This window comes from Streptomyces sp. 11x1 (assembly GCF_032598905.1).
Classification (GTDB): Bacteria; Actinomycetota; Actinomycetes; order Streptomycetales; family Streptomycetaceae; genus Streptomyces.
On the sequence record NZ_CP122458.1, the window covers coordinates 441,152 to 458,532 of the forward strand.

The window sequence follows — 17,381 nt, forward strand, 5'->3', positions numbered from 1 at the left end:
CCATGCGGCGGCCGGACTGGTCCTCGGATCCCTATGCCGACGCCCTGCGCTCCGGTCGCGGACCGCTCTTCCTGCGCCGGGGCGACGGCTGGCTGCTGCCCCTGGAGGTGGAGCGCTGGTGCGCCCGAGCCGACGCGGTGGACCTCGAGGTCCTGGAACGGTGCGAGGGAGCCGTCCTCGACGTGGGGTGCGGCCCGGGGCGGCTGGTCGCCGAACTCGCCGCCCGGGGGCGGCCCGTGCTCGGCATCGACATCAGCGGGGCGGCCGTCGCCCACACCCGGCGGCTCGGAGGCCAGGCCCTCACCCGCTCGGTGTTCGATCCGCTGCCCGGCGAGGGCCGCTGGGACACCACCCTGCTCCTCGACGGCAACCTCGGCATCGGCGGCGACCCGTCCGCCCTCCTACGCCGGACGGCCGAACTACTGCGCCCTGGAGGCCTGTTGATCGCAGAGACGGTGCCGATGGACGTGGACGAGCGTGCCGAGGTCCGCCTCGTGAGCGGGGTCGAGACGGGCGGGGAAGGCGAGTCCGCGTTCCCCTGGGCCCGCCTTGGCACACCCGCACTGCTGCGGTACGCCCGCCCGCACGGCTGGCGCGCCTGTGATCAGTGGACAGCGGGCGGTCGCTCCTTCGTCGCCCTGCGCACCCGCAGTGCCAGCAGCAGCGCCGAACTGCAGAAGAGCAGGGCTGTGATCAGCAACCAGCGGCCGAGGAAGTCGTCGGCCGGCCTCCCGGTCGCGGACGCGTAACGCTCCGTCACCCGCCCGCTGATCAGCGGAAACCACACCAGCAGAAGCAGACCGGAGAGGGCCGCGGGCACACGCACGTACGCGGCCCTCCCCTGCCTCCCCGACGGCATGGGCGGCGTCCCCACCCGGTGAGCGGCCGTGGCCGTCGCGCGGACGAGCGCACGGTCCGCCGCCGCGTACAGCGGCGCCAGGACCAGGTCGTGGACGACCGCGAGCCCGACGAACCACAGCGCGACGCCGAACCAGTCGTCCGCGAGCAGTCGCACCCCCGCGTACCCGGCGAGCGTGAACGAGCAAGCCAAAAGCAGCAGTTGAAAAGGGCTGCCCAGCGGCAGACGGTACTTCCCCAGGCCCAGGGGCAGATGGAACTTCCGGTACTTCCCCATCACAGTTCTCCGAACGTCATCCGGGCCACCCACTTGGTGTTGAGCACACCGGGCGCGGCAGGCACGATGATCCGCGCCGGATAGCCGTGGTCGGGGGACAACGGCTCACCGTTGACACCCAGGGCGAGCAGGGAGCGCGGATCGCGGACCTGGTTGGCCCGCAGAGCGGCCCGGCGGAAGGCACCGCGCCGCTGGAGGGACTCCACCAGGACATCGGGGGCCGTCCCGGCCTCGTATCCGACGAGCGCGGCGAGGTCGTCCAGTCGTACGCCCCGCCACCACTGGTCGGAGGTGGACCAGCCCTCGACACAGGCGATCGGCAGCGCCGCACTGTGCTGGGCCAGCTCCAGCAACTCGGCGCGGCTCAGTCGGACGGTTCCTGAAGGCCCCGTGACGACCAGTCGCCACGCCTCCTCGCTCGTCTCGGCCGCCCTGATTCCCCTCGACAGGGCCGTCTTGTTGATCTGGAATCCGTTCGGCCCGCTGCCAGGCTCGGCGCCACCGCGCGGGGCGAGGACGGCCGTACGCCGCAGCGGCCCGTCGATGTTCTGTCCCACGGTCGTGGCGAGGAGCAGCAGCGAGCCGCCGCCGACCAGCCCGAGGGCACCTCGCCGCGACACGGTGGGCTCGGCCGGGTTCGGAGAGAGCAGCGACGGCTCCTCCGACGACACCGGAGGCGGGACGGCTTCCTCTTCGCCCGCCCGCATCCGGCGCAGGTTGCGAACGGCGGTCGGCGCCCTCAGCACCACGTGCACCGTGAACGCCGCGAAGAACACCCACGCTCCGTAGAAGTGCAGCGGATAGAAGGAACCGGGGAAGACGTAGTCGAGCTGGACGTTCAGCACTCCGGTCACGAACTCGAACAGCACGCCGCCGACCAGCATCAGCAGCGAGATCCGTTCCAGGGCATGGGCCCAGGACCGCACCGGAGGCAGCTGGAACAGCCTCGGCAGCACCGACCACAGTTTGGCCAGCAGGATCGGGACCAGGGCGATCCCGAGCGTGACGTGGACGCCTTGCGTGAGCCGGTACAGCCAGTGCGGGTCCGTCGGCCAGGGGAACAGATAGAAGCCGAGAACGCCCTTGTCCGGGGTCTTGTCGTTCACCGGCGACAGACCAGGGTTGTAGGCGGCGTACGACAGCAGCCCGGTCACGAACAGCACGGTGATCCCGGCGAGCAGGACCACACCGAGGACGGAGGTGAACCAGGGGCCGCGCAGCGGGCTGCGCCAGAAGGCGGGAGAGGAAGGCAACCGTTCCATGCTCCGACGCTAGGCCCGGACCCCCGGTGAATGGGCGCGCGACGCATGACGAAACGCTGACGTCCGCCTGTCGGGCGGGCACCGGCTCCTCTCCGGCCTAACGTCTCGAGGCGTGAACCGTGATCACCGCCGCGACCTTTACGCCGTCGTCGCCGCCGCCCTGCTCGTCGTGACGGCCGCTGTGGTCGGCATAGCCATCAAACGCGCCGAGGACGTCCTGCACGTCGGATGGCCACCCCTGTACGCCAACTGGCTGCCCCACACCGGCCCCGGCACGCCCGCCGCGATCACCGTCGCCGTCATCGTCGTGGCGTACGGCCCGGCACTGGCCGCCCGGCTGCCCTGGCGGCCCCTGCTGTGGGCCGTGTGGGCCACAGCCATGGCCTGGAGGGCGCGAGGTGCTCGGGTCCGTGCTGCTGGCGGCCGGCGGTTTGTCGCTGGCCGCGAGCCGCCGGGCACCGCTCGTGGTCCTGGGCTTCACCGGGCTGTGCGCGGTGGGTTACCTGGGGGCCGGGTTCGAGGCGCTCGCCGTCTCCTACCTGGTCGCGGTCTACGGCGCGGTGCGCGCCGGGCATCGTGCCGTCACGCTGGCTGTCTCCGTCGGTCTGCTGGCCGCGCTCCACCTCATGGCCCTGCTCCTGCACCACGGGCCGGTGCGCGAGGTCGTGACGCAGGCCCGGAACACCCTTGAAATCGCCTGGCTGATCGCCGCCTTCGCCGCCGGGGAGGCGGTGCGGCAGGCCGAACGGCGGGCGGACGAGGCCGAGCGCACCCGCGAGGAGACCGCGCGCCGCCGGGCGGACGAAGAGCGGCTGCGCATCGCACGGGAGCTGCACGACTCGCTCACCCACCAGATCTCGGTCATCAAGGTGCAGTCCGAGGTCGCCGTGCACGTGGCCAGGCGCCGGGGCGAGGAGGTGTCACAGGCCCTCCTCGCGATCCAGGAAGCCGGCCGGGAGGCGACCCGGGAGCTGCGCGCGACCCTGGAGGCGCTGCGCGACGACGACACCACCCCGCCGCCCGGACTCGACCACGTGCCCAACCTGGTGAAACAGTTCCAAAACACCGGCCTGGAGACGACTTTGACGATCGAGGGACACCCGCACACCGTGCCTGCCCCGGTGAGCCGCACCGCCTACCGGATCGTGCAGGAATCGCTCACCAACGTCACCCGGCACGCCGCCGCCACCGCCGCCTCGGTCCTCATCGGCTACCGGCCGGGCGCCCTCACCATCCGCGTCGACGACAACGGAAAAGCCACCTCGCACCGCAGCCCGACGCCAGGACTCGGGATGCTCGGGATGCGTGAACGCGTCACGGCCCTGGGCGGCCGCCTGCGGACCGAGCCGCGCGGCGCGGGCGGCTTCACCGTCCAGGCCGAACTGCCCACGAGCGGAGCCTCGTGATCCGGGTCCTGCTGGTCGACGACCAGCCGCTCATCCGCAGCGGCTTCCGCGCGCTGCTCGACCTCGAGGACGACATCGAGGTGGTGGCCGAGGCCGCCGACGGTCGGGAGGCCCTCGCGCTCGTCGAGCGACTGCGGCCCGACGTCGCGCTCGTCGACATCCAGATGCCCCTCATGGACGGCATCGAGGCGACCCGACGCATCGCCGAGGACCCGGCCCTGGCCGACGTACACGTGGTCATGCTGACCAACTACGGCATGGACGAGTACGTCTACGACGCGCTGCGCGCCGGAGCCGCCGGGTTCCTGGTCAAGGACATCCTGCCCGAGGACTTCCTGCACGCCGTACGGGTCGCCGCCCGGGGCGACGCCCTCCTGGCGCCCGCCATCACCCGCAAACTCATCGACCGATACGTCACTCTGCCCCTGCCCGCCCGCAGCGGCAGCGGCAGCGGGCTGGAGGCTCTGACCAGCCGTGAACGCGAGGCGGTCGCGCTGGCCGCACACGGCCTGTCCAACGACGAGATCGCCAATCGCCTGGTCATCAGTCCGGCGACCGCCAAGACCCACATCAACCGGGCCACGACCAAACTCCACGCCCGTGACCGCGCCCAACTCGTGGTCCTCGCCTACGAATCAGGCCTGGTCACTCCACGCGGCGCCTGACCTCCACGCACCGAAGCGACCAGGCAGTCGGCCCCCGACCTGCCGCCGACGGGACCGAGGCCGACCGTGGTTGCGGTCAGACCTGGGCGGAGTTCTCCGGCACGATCGGGCGGCCCGGCATGCCGCTCATCGCCCGTTGCCTGGTAGACCCCGGCGACATCGGCGACGTACTGCCTGGGTGTCCGGGGCCGGCTCGGTCCCGGACACCCGTAACGCCGCTGATCGGTCCGCACCGACGGCGGGCCGCACCTCACTCCGCCGACCAGTCCCTCGCTTCGACCGGAACACCCTCGCTGATCAGGGGTTTCACCGTCATCCCTTGCTCGAACCACTCGCCCTCAGCACGCCCGGTCAGCTACTCCAGTAGTTGCGGCGTGGCAGTTCGACCCACAGATCGGGCGGCCCGACGACGGCGCGCCGGTCGGTCAGGCGCAGTCCCGCGAAGGCGCAGGCGTAGGCGACGGCGTTGTGCACGTAGAGGTACGAGGCCAGCACCTCCGCGGCGGAGTCGTCCTCGTCCGGTCCTCCGCCGGGGTGCAGGTCCGAGCCCTCGATCGTTCCGTCCCGGGCGACGCTGCCCTGGTTGCCGCTCTTGGGATTGGCGTAGAGGCCGTAGCAGACCGTTCCGACGGACAACCGTGTCAGCACGCCCGGCATCTGCGGCGCGTATCCCCAGGGCTGGGTGACGACGCACCCGCCCGGCACGGACGTCACGCCGATGATGTGCAGGCTCTCGTCCATGTCGTAGGCGTAGGGCTCCTCCAGGAACTCGTCCAGCTCAGCGAGGAGTTCGCCGTTCACCGGCGTCGCCTGAAGACGGCGCACCGCCTCGTCCGCGTCGATACCGGCCACACAGGCCAGCCCCGTCCCGTCGTAGTAGAAGTCGCCCAGCGCCTTGGTGAGCCGATCGGCCTCCTGCGCTGCCGCCCGCTCGGTGTCGGTCAGAGCCGTTCCTTCCGGCACCGGGAACAACTGGGGCGTCGGTCCGGCCAGGCTCAGTCGCCCCGGGGACCAGCCACCGAGGGACAGCCGCCAGGGATCGGCCCCAGCGGCGGCGAGCACACGTGCGTTGTCCGCTTTCCTGGACAGCACCGCTTCCCACAGCGCCGTCACCCCGTCCTCCAGCGCGTCGACGTCCGCAACCCGACCAGCCAACTCCGCAACGACCTGCGGGGAGCCGAACACCGCCGCCCGGTGCAGGGGCAGGCCCCCGCTCCATCCTTCCGGGTCGGCTCCTTCGTCGAGACGTCGGCGAATGTCGTCGGCATCCGACCAGTCCCAGCCCATGCCGACCCATCCCCCACTTTCCGCTGCCACCGCTCCCCCTCGAACACGTCGCACGTCTTCGCGCGGCCTCGCCGCGCTCTGCCCCAGGCACAGTGCGAACGGCACGGCCGCGTGTCCGCTCGGGGCCCCGCACACCGTCCTGGCTCGCTGACCGGACTCTACCGTCGGCGAAAGCGCCGAGGGCACGGCGACGGGCCTGCCCGGTTGGCGCTCGACGCCCGAACAAGCCGCTCCATAGAGCGGCATGACGGTGTGACAGCTACTGCGGAGCCGATCAGGGACTGGGCGCCTGCCAGTCGGGGGCGCCGCCCCTGTTGTCGGGAGACGGCAGGCCTCTCGGGGACAAGGGCGCGGTGCCGAAGTAGGAGCCCTGTTGTCCCTGACTCTGCGGGCGCTCGGGAACGACCCTCTCGGGAAAGTGCGGTTCCAACATGCGGTGCACACGGTCGGCTTCGTCGCGCGCCCGGGCGGGGATGTCGCCCCTCTCGGCGACAAGGCGACTGTAAATCGGGGTTTCCAGCGATATGACTGGCTGTGTTGACATGCCGAAACCCTACGGTGCGGCGCTGACATCGCGGTCCACCCCTCGCGATTGGCGGCGGTCCGTCGGTGCGGGTATCGGTGCCGGTGCCGGTGATCTTGGACGGCCAGACGGTATCGCAGGTACCGTAGATACCATGTCCGACCCCAAAGCGATGAGCCTCCGCTTCCCCGACCCGGAGCAGCGGTCCGCCATCGCGGCAGCCGCGAAGCAGGCCGGGGTCAGCATGCAGGAGTTCATCCTTTCGGCGGCCTACGACCGTGCGACCGCCGTGGAGCGCCGGTTCCTGGAAGGCTTCAGCGCCTCCATGGCCCGTAGCGGCGCGGCTTTCGCGGCCGAGCGCAGCACCATGGATCCCGGTGCCGAGCAACGGGCAGCCGAGCGGCAGGCGCAGCAGGAGCTCGATCAGCAGGAGCGGGGTCACGTAGCGTGACCCAATCGGAACCTGTCGCGCTCGACGTCACTTTCCTGCTGCACGCCGCCGAGCTTCTCGGCGGTGATCCGCAGGTCGACGACTTCGGGCCGCTCTACGCCGCGGTCGCCCGGGTCAACGCGCGGGCGCTGGAGCGGGACATTTACGGATCCCTGTATCTCAAGGCCGCCGCGCTGCTGCAGACCCTGGCGAAGCTGCCGTCCCTCGAACACTCCAACGAAGCCTTCGCCTGGCACGCGGCCGAGGCTTATCTGACGCTCAACTCCCGCGAACTCGACTACCCGCCCAAGGCGGCCGTCGCCCTCGTACGCGACGCGGCCGCCGGAACACTCGGCGTAGCCCGGATCGCCCGGCAGCTGCGCGACTGGCGCATCACTTGACCCTCGCTGTCATTACGGTGCGTGATCGTCCGAACGAGTCCTTGCGGGCGATTTCGGCGGGCACGGCTCTCCCGGAGGCCCCTCGCGACGCCGGGGACACGGTGCCGACGTGAGTATGCGTTTCACCTGACTTGATGACCGCTTTGTTGTAGTTACGATTCATTCGTGCCTACTTTGAGGCGACAGCGACACCGTCGCCCACGCGGTGACCGATGGGACGCTGTCCGGCTGTCACCGGTGATCCTCACCGTCCTCATCGCCGCGCTGGCGTTCGCGACGCCGAGGGACATCGCCGTCAGCCGCCTCCTGCCCGCCGCGCCCGCTCTGGCCGCCTCGATGTGGACCGTTCTCCCCACGATTCTCCTGGGCGCGTCCTGCGCGCTGATCATGCTCGGCCTGAATTTGTTCTACACCGACCTGGGGACTCCCTACACGACGGCCGCGATCGCCGCCGTCACCCTGGCCGCCGCCTACGCCAGCCACGTCCGCATCCGGCGGGAGGAGGCCCTGCTCCAGATCCGGCTCGTCGCCGACGCCGCCCAGCAAGTGCTGCTGAGACCGTTGCCGAGCCGCCTCGGAGGCATCGAGATCGAATCGCTGTACGTCGCGGCGCAGGCCCAGGCCCGGATCGGCGGCGACTTCTACGAGGCGGCCGAAACACCTCACGGCGTCCGCCTCCTCCTGGGAGACGTGCGCGGCAAAGGCCTGTCCGCGGTGGGAGCCGCCTCCGCTCTGATCAGCTGCTTCCGAGAGGCCGCACACGACGAACCCGACCTGACGGGCGTCATCCGGCGCCTGGAGACCAGTATCGGCCGCCACAGCGCCGCCCACCCCTCCCCGGACCTCCCGGAGCGCTTCGCCACCGCTCTGCTCGCGGAGATCCCACGCGACGGCAGCCACGTCAAACTCCTCAACTGCGGGCACCCACCGCCGCTGCTCGTGCATCGAGGCGAGACGTACGTCCTGGAGCCCAGCGAGCCCTCGCCGCCTCTCAACCTCGCGGCACTCGTCAAGGACAACTACCACGCCGACACCGTGCCCTTCACCCCGGGCGACCAACTCCTGCTCTACACCGACGGTGTGACGGAGACCCGGGATCACGACGGCGAGTTCTTCCCCCTGCATCACTGGATGCGACAGCAGAAGCCGGTCCCACCCCATCAACTGCTCGACCGACTCCACGAGGACCTGCTCCGCTTCAGCGACGGAAGACTCGACGACGACATCGCGGCCCTCTCCGTGCGATACCCGAAGCCCGGCCCTCTCGACGTGAGCGACATCCCCTGATCTCACGGTCCCTCACGCTCGCGGGGCCGCGAGGCACGCGGGTGCCCTGGGGTCGCCGGGCCGGACCGTCGGTGGACGGGTTCCGCGTCCGCTCCGCTCCGGACCGGACCGGACCGGACCGGACCCCCGACGGTCAATGGGTCAGTTGACGACCGTCAGCGGCTTCGGCCATCCGTTCTTCTCCAGCGTTGCGAACAGGCTCTTGATGTCGCCGGGGCTGTGCTACCGCGTGCTGCCGGCGACGGTCAGTGCGGCGGCGTGCCGATCCACAGCCGGCTGCCGTCAGGGTCACGCAGTCCGATCTCCCGGCCCCACGGACCGTCCAAGGTGGCGGATGGGTCTGTCACCCTCGGCTGCGAGCGGTCCGCGGGTCAGGCGCCTGGCCTCAGTCGGCGCGCCCGACGCCGCGATCAGGTGCGCTCATGTCCCCCGTGGCAGGTGTGCCCTCGGCGAGTCCGTAGCGCAGGTACACGGTGCCCTTGGGACCGGCCGCCGGCGGTTCGAGAAGCGTGAGGTTCGTGGGCACCTCACCGCCGTCGAACACCTTCTTGCCTACTCCGAGCACGATCGGGTGCACCCAGAGGTCGAGACGGTCGAAGAGCTTCTCCCGCAGCAGACTCTGCACCAGGTCCAGGCTCCCGACGACCTTCACGTGCTCGTGCCGGTTACGGATCTCGCGTACCGCGGCGGCCAGATCCGGGCCGAGCTGCGTGGAGCCGGCCCACGACAGGTCGGGCCGTCCACGGGAGGCCACGTACTTCGGGACACGGTTGAAGAGGTCGGCGATCTCGCCGTCCTCGCCGCCCTTCTGGTGCGGCCAGTACGCGGCGAAGATGTCGTACGTCCGCCGACCGAGCAGAAGGGCGTCCGTGCCCTCGTACGCGGCGCCGATCTGCGCCCCGGCGACCTCGTCCAGTAGCGGTGCCTGCCAGCCGCCGAACGGGAACCCGGCCGGGTCCTCGTCGGGGCCGCCGGGCGCCTGCCCGACGAGATCGAGAGTCGCGAACAGTTCGATGTGGATGAGGCCCATGGCTTGCTCCCGATGAGATGGTCGTCCCGGTCAAAAGGTAGACCTGTGGGGACCGGCGAACTCATCGCCGCGCGGACGCGTCGCCGAACGGGCCCCTGCCGAACGGGCCCCTGCCGGCGGGTCGTCCTGCGGGCGCAGACGGCCCCGTTCGGCCGACGGACACACTCAACTGCGGACACGTTCGGCGTCGCCGGGTCGCGGATGGTGTCGGCGAGTGTGCGGTCCGCTCCGCAGGGGCCCTGGGCGGCATCGTCGCCGAACGGGCCCCTGCGTCTTCCCTCCCCGTCCGCGTCGTCCCCACCCCAGCTGTCGCGCCGCGTCCCGGAGAGCCCTAGAAGCGTCCTGAAGATCTTGAAAATGCGCCCGGCTTGCCCTACTTGATGGAAATTGACATTTACCGGCAATCCAGGGTGAGTCGGGCGGCCAGAGCAAGATCTTCAGCGGTCTCCTAAGGCCCTGTCGTCACATTCCCGCCTGCCCCGCGACGCCATGCACGCACCTGACGCCGCGGGGCCGCCCTTCGGGCGACGACGGGAATGTGACGACAGGCCTAGGTCATCTCAGGCGCCTCGTGTTCATCACCACCGCGGTGACCTCGTCGCGGACGCCCCACGGTTGCCGGGGTTGAACGGTGTGCGGGCCAGCAGACTTTCCGGGTGCCTGCCGAACAGGCCCAGTCCGGGGGTCTGGTTCGGGCCCATCTGCGCGACGATCGCGCGGTGGAAGGCGTCGTAGGAGCCGGTGAAGCCGTTGTCGGCCCAGATGCGGTGCAGGGCGGTGGTGAAGACGCCTGCGCCGTTGACCTCCTGTGAGAGCTGGTTGTCCTGGCAGGCGCTCAGGGCCACGCCACTGGCCGCGATCGGAGAGCGCGAGCGGACTCTGTTCCGGATGCTCCGGTAGAACCGTGCGTCGGCCAGGACGACCTCGGCGTTGACGTCCAGCGGAATCTCACGCGTCACGACACGCACCACGTCGCGCTGTTCGTCCCTCGGGCCGTCCCGCACGCCACCCCGCGGGTCGTCCCCCAGTTCGACCCGTGAAGCGCTCCGCAGGCCGTCCCGCCGGTCGGTGAGCAGGTGCGGGACGGTTCCGGCGACACTCGGCCTGCTCGAGTCGCTGTGGACCGGGTCGGTCGAAGCGAGCGCCGACGGAGACGGGCCGAGCGGAAGCCCTGCTCACGACGAGGACGAACAGCATCTGGGAATGAATCCGGATCTGCATGTGTCGTGGCTCGGCGAGCTGGATCTCGCGGACTTCCACTGGAGCGACACCGGCAGCCACGTCTACGTCGAGACCACCTGCCGCGCGCAGATCATCGAGGTGTCATTGGGCTTCTGGGTCAGGCCCACGGACGCCGGCTGGGTCGTCACGGGACCGTCCACGTACTGGTAGGGCGTCCAGGGTGGCTCACGTCGTGCCGCGGACGTTCAAGTTCGGCGTCAGGACGATCGGGGGTGGCCGTTCCCCCGCGAGGAGGCGCTCGACCTGGTGGATGGCCAGTTCGCCCAGCTTTCGCTTGTCGAGGTGGAGGGTGGTCAGGGGCGGGTCGACCAGATCGACGACGCTCAGCCCGTCGTAGCCGACCAATGCGCAGTCGTCCGGCACCTGGACGCCGAGCCGGCGGGCGGCCCGGAGCGCGCCTATCGCCACCAGGTCGTTGAAGGCGACCACGGCGGTGAGGTCCGGCCGCGCGGCGTGCAGCGCCTCGAACGCGGCAGCTCCCCCCGCCGGGGACTGCTCCCCCATCACGATCCAGCCCTCGTCGACGGGCAGCGCATGTTCGTCGGCGACTTCGAGGAAGGTGCGGCGCCGGACCAGGGGCGCGGTCAAGCACTCGCAGTCGATCATGCCGATCCTGCGGTGCCCGAGGTCGATGAGGTGCCGCATCCCGGCCCGGATTCCGGCCGCCGTGTCGATGTGGACCAACGCGTGGTCCGACGAGTCGAGCCCGCGATCGACCACGACCAGCGGCACGGTGCCGATGTACGGCTCGAGTTGCGCATCGGAATGGCTGATGTAGCCGACAAGAGCGTCGACCTGTTGGCCCAGTGAGCGGACCAGGGACAGCTCCCGGGACCGGTCGTTCTCGGTGCTGGCCACGAGCACCTGCCAGTCGCGTTCGTCGGCGGCCGCGATCACTCCTGCCACGAACTCCGGGAAGAAGGGGTTGACCACGTCGGGGACGATGAGCCCGACGGACACGACGTCGGGGCGGACCAGCCCTCGGCCGAACCGGCTGGGCCGGTATCGCAACTGCCTCGCGACATCGAGCACGCGTTGCTGAGTAGCCGGGTCGATCTCCCCCTTGCCGTTGATCGCCCGGGAGACGGTCTGATGGGACACGCCCGCCGCCTGAGCGACGTCGCGAAGCGTCACACGCTTGCCCGCTCTCGTGCCCCGCGCCCGCTGGTCTTCCGTTTCCCGCTGTCCGGCCACGCCGCCCACTCACTTCAGTTCCTGTGCCGCCCTGCGTCCAAGTCAATCAGGTCCGCCGACACGCCGCGCCATCGCCGGACTGCCGCGCACCACTGGACCCCGGGCGGATAGCGAGCCGTCCGGGGGCAGGCGTTGACGGATTCCGCTCCCCTGCGCCAGAATCCCGTTAACGGTAACGTTAACGGTAACGGAGTAGAGAGGGGTAGCACCGTGGCTTCTTCGAGGGGGCCTCTACCGCACGAGCCGCACCAGGTGTTCCGAAGCGTGTTCCGCGGCTGGCACGCGGAGGCAGGTGTCTTCTCGGCGCTGCCGGACGCACCTGTGCAGCCGGATGATCCCCTGCCGTGGTGGCGCCGGTTGCGAGTGCGACGGCAGAGGCCGAGCAGCGGCGGGTCTCCGCTCCTCCGCTCGCCATCGCGCCCGCTGGGCTGTGCCGCTACCGGTGGGGAGGGCCGCAGTTGAAAGGAAGTGCGCCGGTCGGGCCCCGAAGTATGCGCACAGCGCGGTGGACTGACCCGGTGCGCACTGGGTCAGAGTTGGGCCCACCGTGTCACAGGGCGATCAGTCCGGCCGCCGTCTCCTTGAAGCCGCAGGCGTCGACGTAGAAGGCACGAAGGTGCTCCTCGAAGTCGACGTGCAACCACTCGCACTTCGCGATACGAGCCTCACGCGCAGCCGCGGCGACCAGCGCACCGCCCACACCTCTCCGCCCGCGGTGCGGGGCGACCACCGTGTCCAGGGAAGGCGTGAACCCCGCCGTCCCAGGCCACGTTGACGAATCCGATCAGCGAGCCGTCTTCCCAGGCGCAGACCCAGCCGAGGCTGTGGCGCTCAAGTCGTTCTCGCCAGTCGGTGTGAGCGACCGGGTGTCCGAAGCCCTCGGCATGCAGTGCGTCGAGGGCGGTGTTGTCGAATTCGCCGCGCCACTCGTACTCGATCGCCATTTGTCGATCGTAGAGTCCGCTCAGGGCGGCAGACTCGAACTCGAACTGGGGCAGGGGAAACGTGGGCCCCTGCCCGGCGGTGACCAGGTCGCCCTCCCGTTCACCTCCCATTTACTGGGCGGCGACGTCGGTAGCGCGAGGCCGTCGCGCCGTTGCTCACCGTGCGAAGAACCGCTGGGAGGCGTGCCTGGCCGCGGGTGAGGCGCCCGCAAGGGCCGGGATCTTCTTCGACTTCGACGCCAGTGGGAGGCGTGCGGAGTCCCCCATGCCTCGCCGCAGCCCCGCAGCCCGGCGCCTGGTGATCTACAGCCTCTCGGGACGCCTGGCCCACTCGTCGGGGGCGAAGTTCCCACCGGCCGACTTCAGCTTGGGCGCGAACTCCGTGTGCTCCTCGGCCAGGCCGTCCTGCCCGTTGATGAAGTTGCGGTACGGCCACGCGGACGGGCTGCCGTACGTGGCGATGCGGTGGCGTCCTTGTACCACTCGGGGCCGCCGGGTGCTGGTCGACCGAGCCCCAGTTGGTGTGTAGGTGCTCGGTGCCGCGCAGGCGACACCTACGGCCCTCATGGGTACCACCACCGGCAGGCATTGATGGGATGGGTCGGCTGCCAGGAATGGCGAGAGATGAGCGATCAGTGCCCGCTGAAGTGGGGTTTCGCAAATACCACCTCCCGACCACTAGACACGCCCCCTCATCGTCACTTACAAACATCCCATCTCTCGCCGCACGGCGAAACGCGCAACGTCATCCATCCGCTCAGCGCGAGGAACACCCGATGAGACTCAGAGCCGTCTGCTCAGCCGTTGCCGCCCTGTCCGCACTGGCGTTGCTCACCGCCTGTGGTGGGGACGCGCAGACCACGTCCACGACGAGCGGCAAGCCGCTGGTCGGCGTCGACTACCCGCGTTCCGACACCGACTTCTGGAACTCGTACATCAAGTACACGCCGGAGGCCGCCAAGGAGCTGGGCCTCTCCCTGAAGACCACCAACTCGCAGAACGACGTCGCCAAGCTGACCGCGAACGCGCAGACGTTCATCAGCCAGGGCGTCAAGGGCGTGGCGATGGCCCCGCAGGACACGGCCGCCGTCGCGCCGACCCTGACGCAGCTGGAGGCCAAGAAGATCCCGGTCGTCACCGTGGACACCCGTCCCGACACCGGCAAGGTGTACATGGTCGTGCGGGCCGACAACCGCGCGTACGGCGAGAAGGCGTGTCAGTACCTCGGTACCAAGCTCGGCGGCAAGGGCAAGGTCGTCATGCTGCAGGGCGGCCTGGACTCCATCAACGGCCGTGACCGCACCGAGGCGTTCAACGAGTGCATGAAGAAGAACTACCCGGATGTCACCGTGTTCGGTGAGGCCACCAACTGGGACGGCGCGGTCGCCGCGCAGAAGCTCCAGACGCGTCTGACCCAGCACCCGGACATCAAGGGCGTCTACATGCAGTCCAGCTTCGCCCTGTCCGGCACCCTCCAGGTCCTCAAGCAGAAAGGCCTGTTGGTCGGACCGAAGGACAACAAGCACGTCTTCGTCGTCTCCAACGACGGCATCCCCGAGGAGCTCAAGTCCATAGCCGAGGGGAAGATCGACGCCACCGTCTCGCAGCCGGCCGACCAGTACGCCAAGTACGCCCTGTACTACCTCAAGGCCGCGATCGACGGGAAGACGTTCGCGCCCGGCAAGACCGACCACGACAGCACCATCATCAAGGTCCGCGACGGACTGCTGGAGGACCAGCTCTCCGCCCCGCTCGTCACCGCCGACGGCGGCACCTACGGCGGTGTGCCCAGTGTGCAGAGCGACAGCACCTCCCTGTGGGGCAACAACCGCGGCTGACGCTTCGACAGGCAGCCTGACATCCCATGGACACAAGGTGGTTGAGATGAGCGACGGGGAGCGAGCAGCAGTCACCCCCGCGTCCGTCCCGGCGCACGACGGACGGGCCCCGGCTGGCCCGGCCGTCGTCGAGGCGACGGGCATAGTCAAACGATTCGGTCCGACGGTGGCCCTGAACGGCGCCCGGATCACCATCAGGCCCGGCGAGACCCACGCGCTCGTCGGCCGCAACGGCGCCGGCAAGTCGACCCTGGTCTCCATCCTGACCGGACTCCAGGCCGCCGACGAGGGGACCGTGACCTTCGGCGGCGAGGCGGCTCCCCGGCTCAGCGACCGCGACGCCTGGCGGCGCCGCGTGGCCTGCGTCTACCAGAAGTCGACGATCATCCCCACGCTGACCGTCGCGGAGAACCTCTTCCTGAACCGGCACGACCACGGACGGCACCCGTTGATCAGCTGGCAGGGTGTGCGCGGCCGGGCCCAGGAACTGCTGTCGGCGTGGTCGGTGGACGTCGATCCGCAGACACCGGCCGGCGATCTCGGTGTGGAGCAGCGGCAGTTCGTCGAGATCGCCCGCGCGCTGTCGTTCGGCGCCAGGTTCATCATCCTCGACGAGCCGACGGCCCAGCTCGACGGCGCGGCGATCAATCGGCTCTTCGACCGGATCCGCGACCTGCAACGCCAGGGCGTCACCTTCCTGTTCATCAGTCACCACCTCCAGGAGGTGTACGAGATCTGCGACATGGTGACGGTGTTCCGGGACGCCCGGCACATCGTGACCGCCCCGGTCGCGGAGCTCCCCCGTACCGACCTCGTCGCCGCCATGACCGGCGAGGCGGCGGCCGACCGGCGCCAGGAACGAACCGGCACCCTGGACGGCGACGCGACCGCGGCCCTGAGCGTCAACGGCTTGAACGGCGACACCTACTCCGGCGTCACCTTCCGGGTGGGCGCCGGAGAGATCGTCGGGCTCGCGGGGGCGGCCGGCAGCGGCCGTACCGAGGTCGCCGAGACCGTCGTGGGGCTGCGGGCCGCCGACGGCGGCCGGGTCGAGATCGCCGGAACGCCCACCCGGCCGGGCAGTGTCCCCGCCGCGCTCGCCGCGGGCGCGGGATTCGTCCCCCAGGACCGGCACCACCAGGGCTTCGTCCCCGACATGTCGATCGCGGACAACGCCACGCTCTCCGTCCCCCACCGGCTCGGCGACAACGGCTTCCTCGACCGTGGCCGACGGGACGCGCTCGCCAAGGGCCTGATCGAGAAGCTCGCGATCAAGACGCCCGGCCCCGAGCTGCCCGTCTCCGCCCTGTCCGGCGGCAACCAGCAGAAGGTCGTCATGGCCCGCGCCCTGGCCGACGACCCCAAGCTGCTGGTCCTGATCAACCCGACCGCGGGCGTCGACGTGCGCTCCAAGGAGTTCCTCCTCGGCAAGGTCGAGGAGACCGCGGACACCGGGACCGGAGTGCTCATCGCCTCCGACGAACTCGACGACCTGCGCATGTGCGACCGGATCCTGGTGATGTTCCAGGGCCGTGTCACCTCGGAGATGGCCCGCGGCTGGCACGACCACGACCTCGTCGCCGCGATGGAAGGAGTGGACCTCGATGCCTGACACCGTCCTCGCGGACGCGCCCGCCCCCAAGGCCGGCAAGCCGCGACCCGCGCGGACCGGCCTGTTCGGCGGCCGGATCCCGCTGGCCCGGATGCGCGACCTCGCCCTGGTCCCCGCCATCGTCGTCATCGCGATCGTGGGCCAGATCGTCAACCCGGTCTTCCTGCAGGCGGACAACCTCGTCAACGTCCTGCAGACCATGTCCGAGATCGCCCTGCTGGTCCTGGCGCAGACGATGGTCCTGATCGTCAAGAAGATGGACCTGTCGCTGGAGTCCACGATGGGCCTGGCACCCGGCGTCGCGGCCTGGCTGGTGGTCCCCACGGGCGCCGGACACGGCCTCGGGCTCCTGCCGGGAGCCTGGTCGATCCCGGTCACCCTCGCGGTGGGCGTGCTCGTGGGCGTGATCAACGCCTTGTTGATCATCCGCTTCGGCCTCAACGGCTTCATCGTCACCCTCGGCATGCTGATCGTGCTGCGGGGCGTCCTGACCGGTATCTCGGGTGGACAGACGTTCTTCCAGCTGCCCGAGTCGATGCTCTACCTGGGCACGGCCCAATGGTTCGGGATGCCCGCCTCCATCTGGCTCTCTCTGGTGCTGTTCGCCGTCGCCGTCGTGGTCCTCGGCTGGACCAGCTTCGGGCGTTCGCTGTACGCCATCGGCGGCAACGTCGACGCCGCGAAGGCAGCCGGTATCCGTACCGACCGGGTGCTGTGGATCGTCATCGTCACCGGCAGCCTGCTCGCCGCACTCGCCGGACTGCTGCTGTCAGGACGGCTCGCCTCGGTGGCCTCGGCCCAGGGCAACGGCTATATCTTCACCGTCTTCGCCGCCGCCGTCATCGGGGGCATCAGCCTCAACGGCGGCAAAGGCACCATGTTCGGCGCCTTCAGCGGCATCCTGCTGCTCTTCATGATCCAGAACGTGCTCACCCTGGCCGGCGTCCCCGCCCAGTGGATCGGCGCCCTCAACGGCCTGATCATCCTCGTCGCGTTGATGATCTCGCGCATCACGGGCGGCAAGGTCCAGGAGTGACTCCGGGCGGCCGTCGCGGGATGCACACCGCCCGTACGGCCGCCGGACTCCCCGCCGTCACCCATCTCGTCGCAGGGACCGTTCATCCC

At 70.0% G+C, this 17,381-nt stretch carries 18 protein-coding genes and 2 pseudogenes; 10 read left to right on the forward strand and 10 right to left on the reverse strand.

The genetic code is table 11. From position 1 onward, the window contains the following. Positions 1 to 2: 2 nt before the first annotated feature. A pseudogene (locus tag P8T65_RS47140) lies at positions 3 to 464 on the forward strand (class I SAM-dependent methyltransferase); the annotation flags it as partial. A gap of 140 nt (positions 465 to 604) precedes the next feature. On the opposite strand, the gene P8T65_RS47145 reads toward P8T65_RS47140, so the two are convergent. The 3 genes from P8T65_RS47145 to P8T65_RS02235 form a co-directional block, all read right to left on the reverse strand. Further along, on the reverse strand, positions 605 to 1,135 hold the full coding sequence (locus P8T65_RS47145; protein ID WP_399098173.1) for a hypothetical protein: 531 nt from the start codon (positions 1,133 to 1,135) through the stop codon (positions 605 to 607). Beyond that, a complete protein-coding gene (locus P8T65_RS02230) occupies positions 1,135 to 2,397 on the reverse strand; it encodes a molybdopterin-dependent oxidoreductase (RefSeq protein ID WP_316723718.1) in 1,263 nt (420 codons plus the stop codon). Before P8T65_RS02230 ends, P8T65_RS47145 begins: the two co-directional genes overlap by 1 nt. Before the next feature lie 97 nt (positions 2,398 to 2,494). Beyond that, positions 2,495 to 2,620, reverse strand: coding sequence for a hypothetical protein (locus P8T65_RS02235; RefSeq protein WP_316723719.1), 126 nt, complete (start codon positions 2,618 to 2,620; stop codon positions 2,495 to 2,497). Positions 2,621 to 2,795: 175 nt separating this feature from the next. On the opposite strand from P8T65_RS02235, the gene P8T65_RS02240 reads away from it, so the two are divergent. Both P8T65_RS02240 and P8T65_RS02245 read left to right on the forward strand, forming a co-directional pair. Beyond that, positions 2,796 to 3,803 carry a sensor histidine kinase gene (locus tag P8T65_RS02240; RefSeq protein WP_316723720.1) on the forward strand — a complete coding sequence of 336 codons (1,008 nt, stop codon included), beginning with the start codon at positions 2,796 to 2,798 and terminating at the stop codon, positions 3,801 to 3,803. Next, positions 3,800 to 4,468: a response regulator transcription factor gene (locus tag P8T65_RS02245; RefSeq protein WP_316723721.1), complete on the forward strand. Its 669-nt coding sequence runs from the start codon at positions 3,800 to 3,802 to the stop codon at positions 4,466 to 4,468. The genes P8T65_RS02240 and P8T65_RS02245 overlap by 4 nt, the downstream gene beginning before the upstream one ends. A 351-nt stretch (positions 4,469 to 4,819) precedes the next feature. Here P8T65_RS02245 and P8T65_RS02250 read toward each other — a convergent pair whose 3' ends face one another. Both P8T65_RS02250 and P8T65_RS47150 read right to left on the reverse strand, forming a co-directional pair. After that, positions 4,820 to 5,785 (reverse strand): ankyrin repeat domain-containing protein, encoded by a 966-nt coding sequence (locus tag P8T65_RS02250; protein ID WP_316723722.1) that lies wholly within the window; start codon positions 5,783 to 5,785, stop codon positions 4,820 to 4,822. A gap of 244 nt (positions 5,786 to 6,029) precedes the next feature. Beyond that, entirely contained in the window at positions 6,030 to 6,299 is a 270-nt protein-coding gene (locus P8T65_RS47150; RefSeq protein WP_399098176.1) for a hypothetical protein, read from the reverse strand. Between the two features lie 133 nt (positions 6,300 to 6,432). Here P8T65_RS47150 and P8T65_RS02255 point away from each other — a divergent pair, with 133 nt between their 5' ends. The 3 genes from P8T65_RS02255 (at position 6,433) to P8T65_RS02265 (ending at position 8,396) form a co-directional block, all read left to right on the forward strand. Then, positions 6,433 to 6,729 (forward strand): DUF1778 domain-containing protein, encoded by a 297-nt coding sequence (locus tag P8T65_RS02255; protein WP_316723723.1) that lies wholly within the window; start codon positions 6,433 to 6,435, stop codon positions 6,727 to 6,729. After that, a complete protein-coding gene (locus P8T65_RS02260) occupies positions 6,726 to 7,109 on the forward strand; it encodes a fic family toxin-antitoxin system, toxin component (RefSeq protein WP_316723724.1) in 384 nt (127 codons plus the stop codon). The genes P8T65_RS02255 and P8T65_RS02260 overlap by 4 nt, the downstream gene beginning before the upstream one ends. 237 nt (positions 7,110 to 7,346) lie before the next feature. Next, entirely contained in the window at positions 7,347 to 8,396 is a 1,050-nt protein-coding gene (locus P8T65_RS02265; protein ID WP_316723725.1) for a PP2C family protein-serine/threonine phosphatase, read from the forward strand. 385 nt (positions 8,397 to 8,781) lie between these two features. On the opposite strand, the gene P8T65_RS02270 is transcribed toward P8T65_RS02265, so the two are convergent. Then, positions 8,782 to 9,426, reverse strand: coding sequence for a dihydrofolate reductase family protein (locus P8T65_RS02270; protein ID WP_316723726.1), 645 nt, complete (start codon positions 9,424 to 9,426; stop codon positions 8,782 to 8,784). A gap of 578 nt (positions 9,427 to 10,004) precedes the next feature. After that, positions 10,005 to 10,385: a hypothetical protein gene (locus P8T65_RS02275; RefSeq protein WP_316723727.1), complete on the reverse strand. Its 381-nt coding sequence runs from the start codon at positions 10,383 to 10,385 to the stop codon at positions 10,005 to 10,007. A 244-nt stretch (positions 10,386 to 10,629) separates the two neighbouring features. On the opposite strand from P8T65_RS02275, the gene P8T65_RS02280 reads away from it, so the two are divergent. Continuing rightward, on the forward strand, positions 10,630 to 10,818 hold the full coding sequence (locus tag P8T65_RS02280; RefSeq protein WP_316723728.1) for a hypothetical protein: 189 nt from the start codon (positions 10,630 to 10,632) through the stop codon (positions 10,816 to 10,818). A gap of 15 nt (positions 10,819 to 10,833) precedes the next feature. Here P8T65_RS02280 and P8T65_RS02285 read toward each other — a convergent pair whose 3' ends face one another. From P8T65_RS02285 to P8T65_RS02295, 3 genes and pseudogenes are all read right to left on the reverse strand, one after another. Further along, positions 10,834 to 11,871: a LacI family DNA-binding transcriptional regulator gene (locus tag P8T65_RS02285; RefSeq protein WP_399098180.1), complete on the reverse strand. Its 1,038-nt coding sequence runs from the start codon at positions 11,869 to 11,871 to the stop codon at positions 10,834 to 10,836. Positions 11,872 to 12,412: 541 nt separating this feature from the next. Beyond that, positions 12,413 to 12,806, reverse strand: a pseudogene (locus P8T65_RS02290) (GNAT family N-acetyltransferase). Positions 12,807 to 13,109: 303 nt separating this feature from the next. Further along, on the reverse strand, positions 13,110 to 13,373 hold the full coding sequence (locus P8T65_RS02295) for a hypothetical protein (protein ID WP_399098182.1): 264 nt from the start codon (positions 13,371 to 13,373) through the stop codon (positions 13,110 to 13,112). Positions 13,374 to 13,582: 209 nt separating this feature from the next. Here P8T65_RS02295 and P8T65_RS02300 point away from each other — a divergent pair, with 209 nt between their 5' ends. Genes P8T65_RS02300 through P8T65_RS02310 form a run of 3 tightly spaced genes read left to right on the forward strand, consistent with a single transcriptional unit; the run spans position 13,583 to position 17,292 of the window. Then, positions 13,583 to 14,644, forward strand: a complete 1,062-nt coding sequence (locus P8T65_RS02300; protein ID WP_316723730.1) for a sugar ABC transporter substrate-binding protein — start codon at positions 13,583 to 13,585, stop codon at positions 14,642 to 14,644. A 46-nt stretch (positions 14,645 to 14,690) separates the two neighbouring features. Beyond that, on the forward strand, positions 14,691 to 16,256 hold the full coding sequence (locus P8T65_RS02305) for a sugar ABC transporter ATP-binding protein (RefSeq protein WP_316723731.1): 1,566 nt from the start codon (positions 14,691 to 14,693) through the stop codon (positions 16,254 to 16,256). Further along, on the forward strand, positions 16,249 to 17,292 hold the full coding sequence (locus P8T65_RS02310; protein ID WP_316723732.1) for an ABC transporter permease: 1,044 nt from the start codon (positions 16,249 to 16,251) through the stop codon (positions 17,290 to 17,292). The genes P8T65_RS02305 and P8T65_RS02310 overlap by 8 nt, the downstream gene beginning before the upstream one ends. Positions 17,293 to 17,381: the final 89 nt, after the last annotated feature.

What these genes read in the sequence shown, in the direction of transcription:
- P8T65_RS02280 (WP_316723728.1), top strand. Translation starts at nt 10,630, where the DNA reads ATGAATCCGGATCTGCATGTGTCGTGGCTCGGCGAGCTGGATCTCGCG.
- P8T65_RS47145 (WP_399098173.1), bottom strand. Translation starts at nt 1,135, where the DNA reads ATGGGGAAGTACCGGAAGTTCCATCTGCCCCTGGGCCTGGGGAAGTAC.
- P8T65_RS47150 (WP_399098176.1), bottom strand. Translation starts at nt 6,299, where the DNA reads ATGTCAACACAGCCAGTCATATCGCTGGAAACCCCGATTTACAGTCGC.
- P8T65_RS02295 (WP_399098182.1), bottom strand. Translation starts at nt 13,373, where the DNA reads ATGAGGGCCGTAGGTGTCGCCTGCGCGGCACCGAGCACCTACACACCA.
- P8T65_RS02300 (WP_316723730.1), top strand. Translation starts at nt 13,583, where the DNA reads ATGAGACTCAGAGCCGTCTGCTCAGCCGTTGCCGCCCTGTCCGCACTG.
- P8T65_RS02305 (WP_316723731.1), top strand. Translation starts at nt 14,691, where the DNA reads ATGAGCGACGGGGAGCGAGCAGCAGTCACCCCCGCGTCCGTCCCGGCG.
- P8T65_RS02310 (WP_316723732.1), top strand. Translation starts at nt 16,249, where the DNA reads ATGCCTGACACCGTCCTCGCGGACGCGCCCGCCCCCAAGGCCGGCAAG.
- P8T65_RS02255 (WP_316723723.1), top strand. Translation starts at nt 6,433, where the DNA reads ATGTCCGACCCCAAAGCGATGAGCCTCCGCTTCCCCGACCCGGAGCAG.
- P8T65_RS02230 (WP_316723718.1), bottom strand. Translation starts at nt 2,397, where the DNA reads ATGGAACGGTTGCCTTCCTCTCCCGCCTTCTGGCGCAGCCCGCTGCGC.
- P8T65_RS02270 (WP_316723726.1), bottom strand. Translation starts at nt 9,426, where the DNA reads ATGGGCCTCATCCACATCGAACTGTTCGCGACTCTCGATCTCGTCGGG.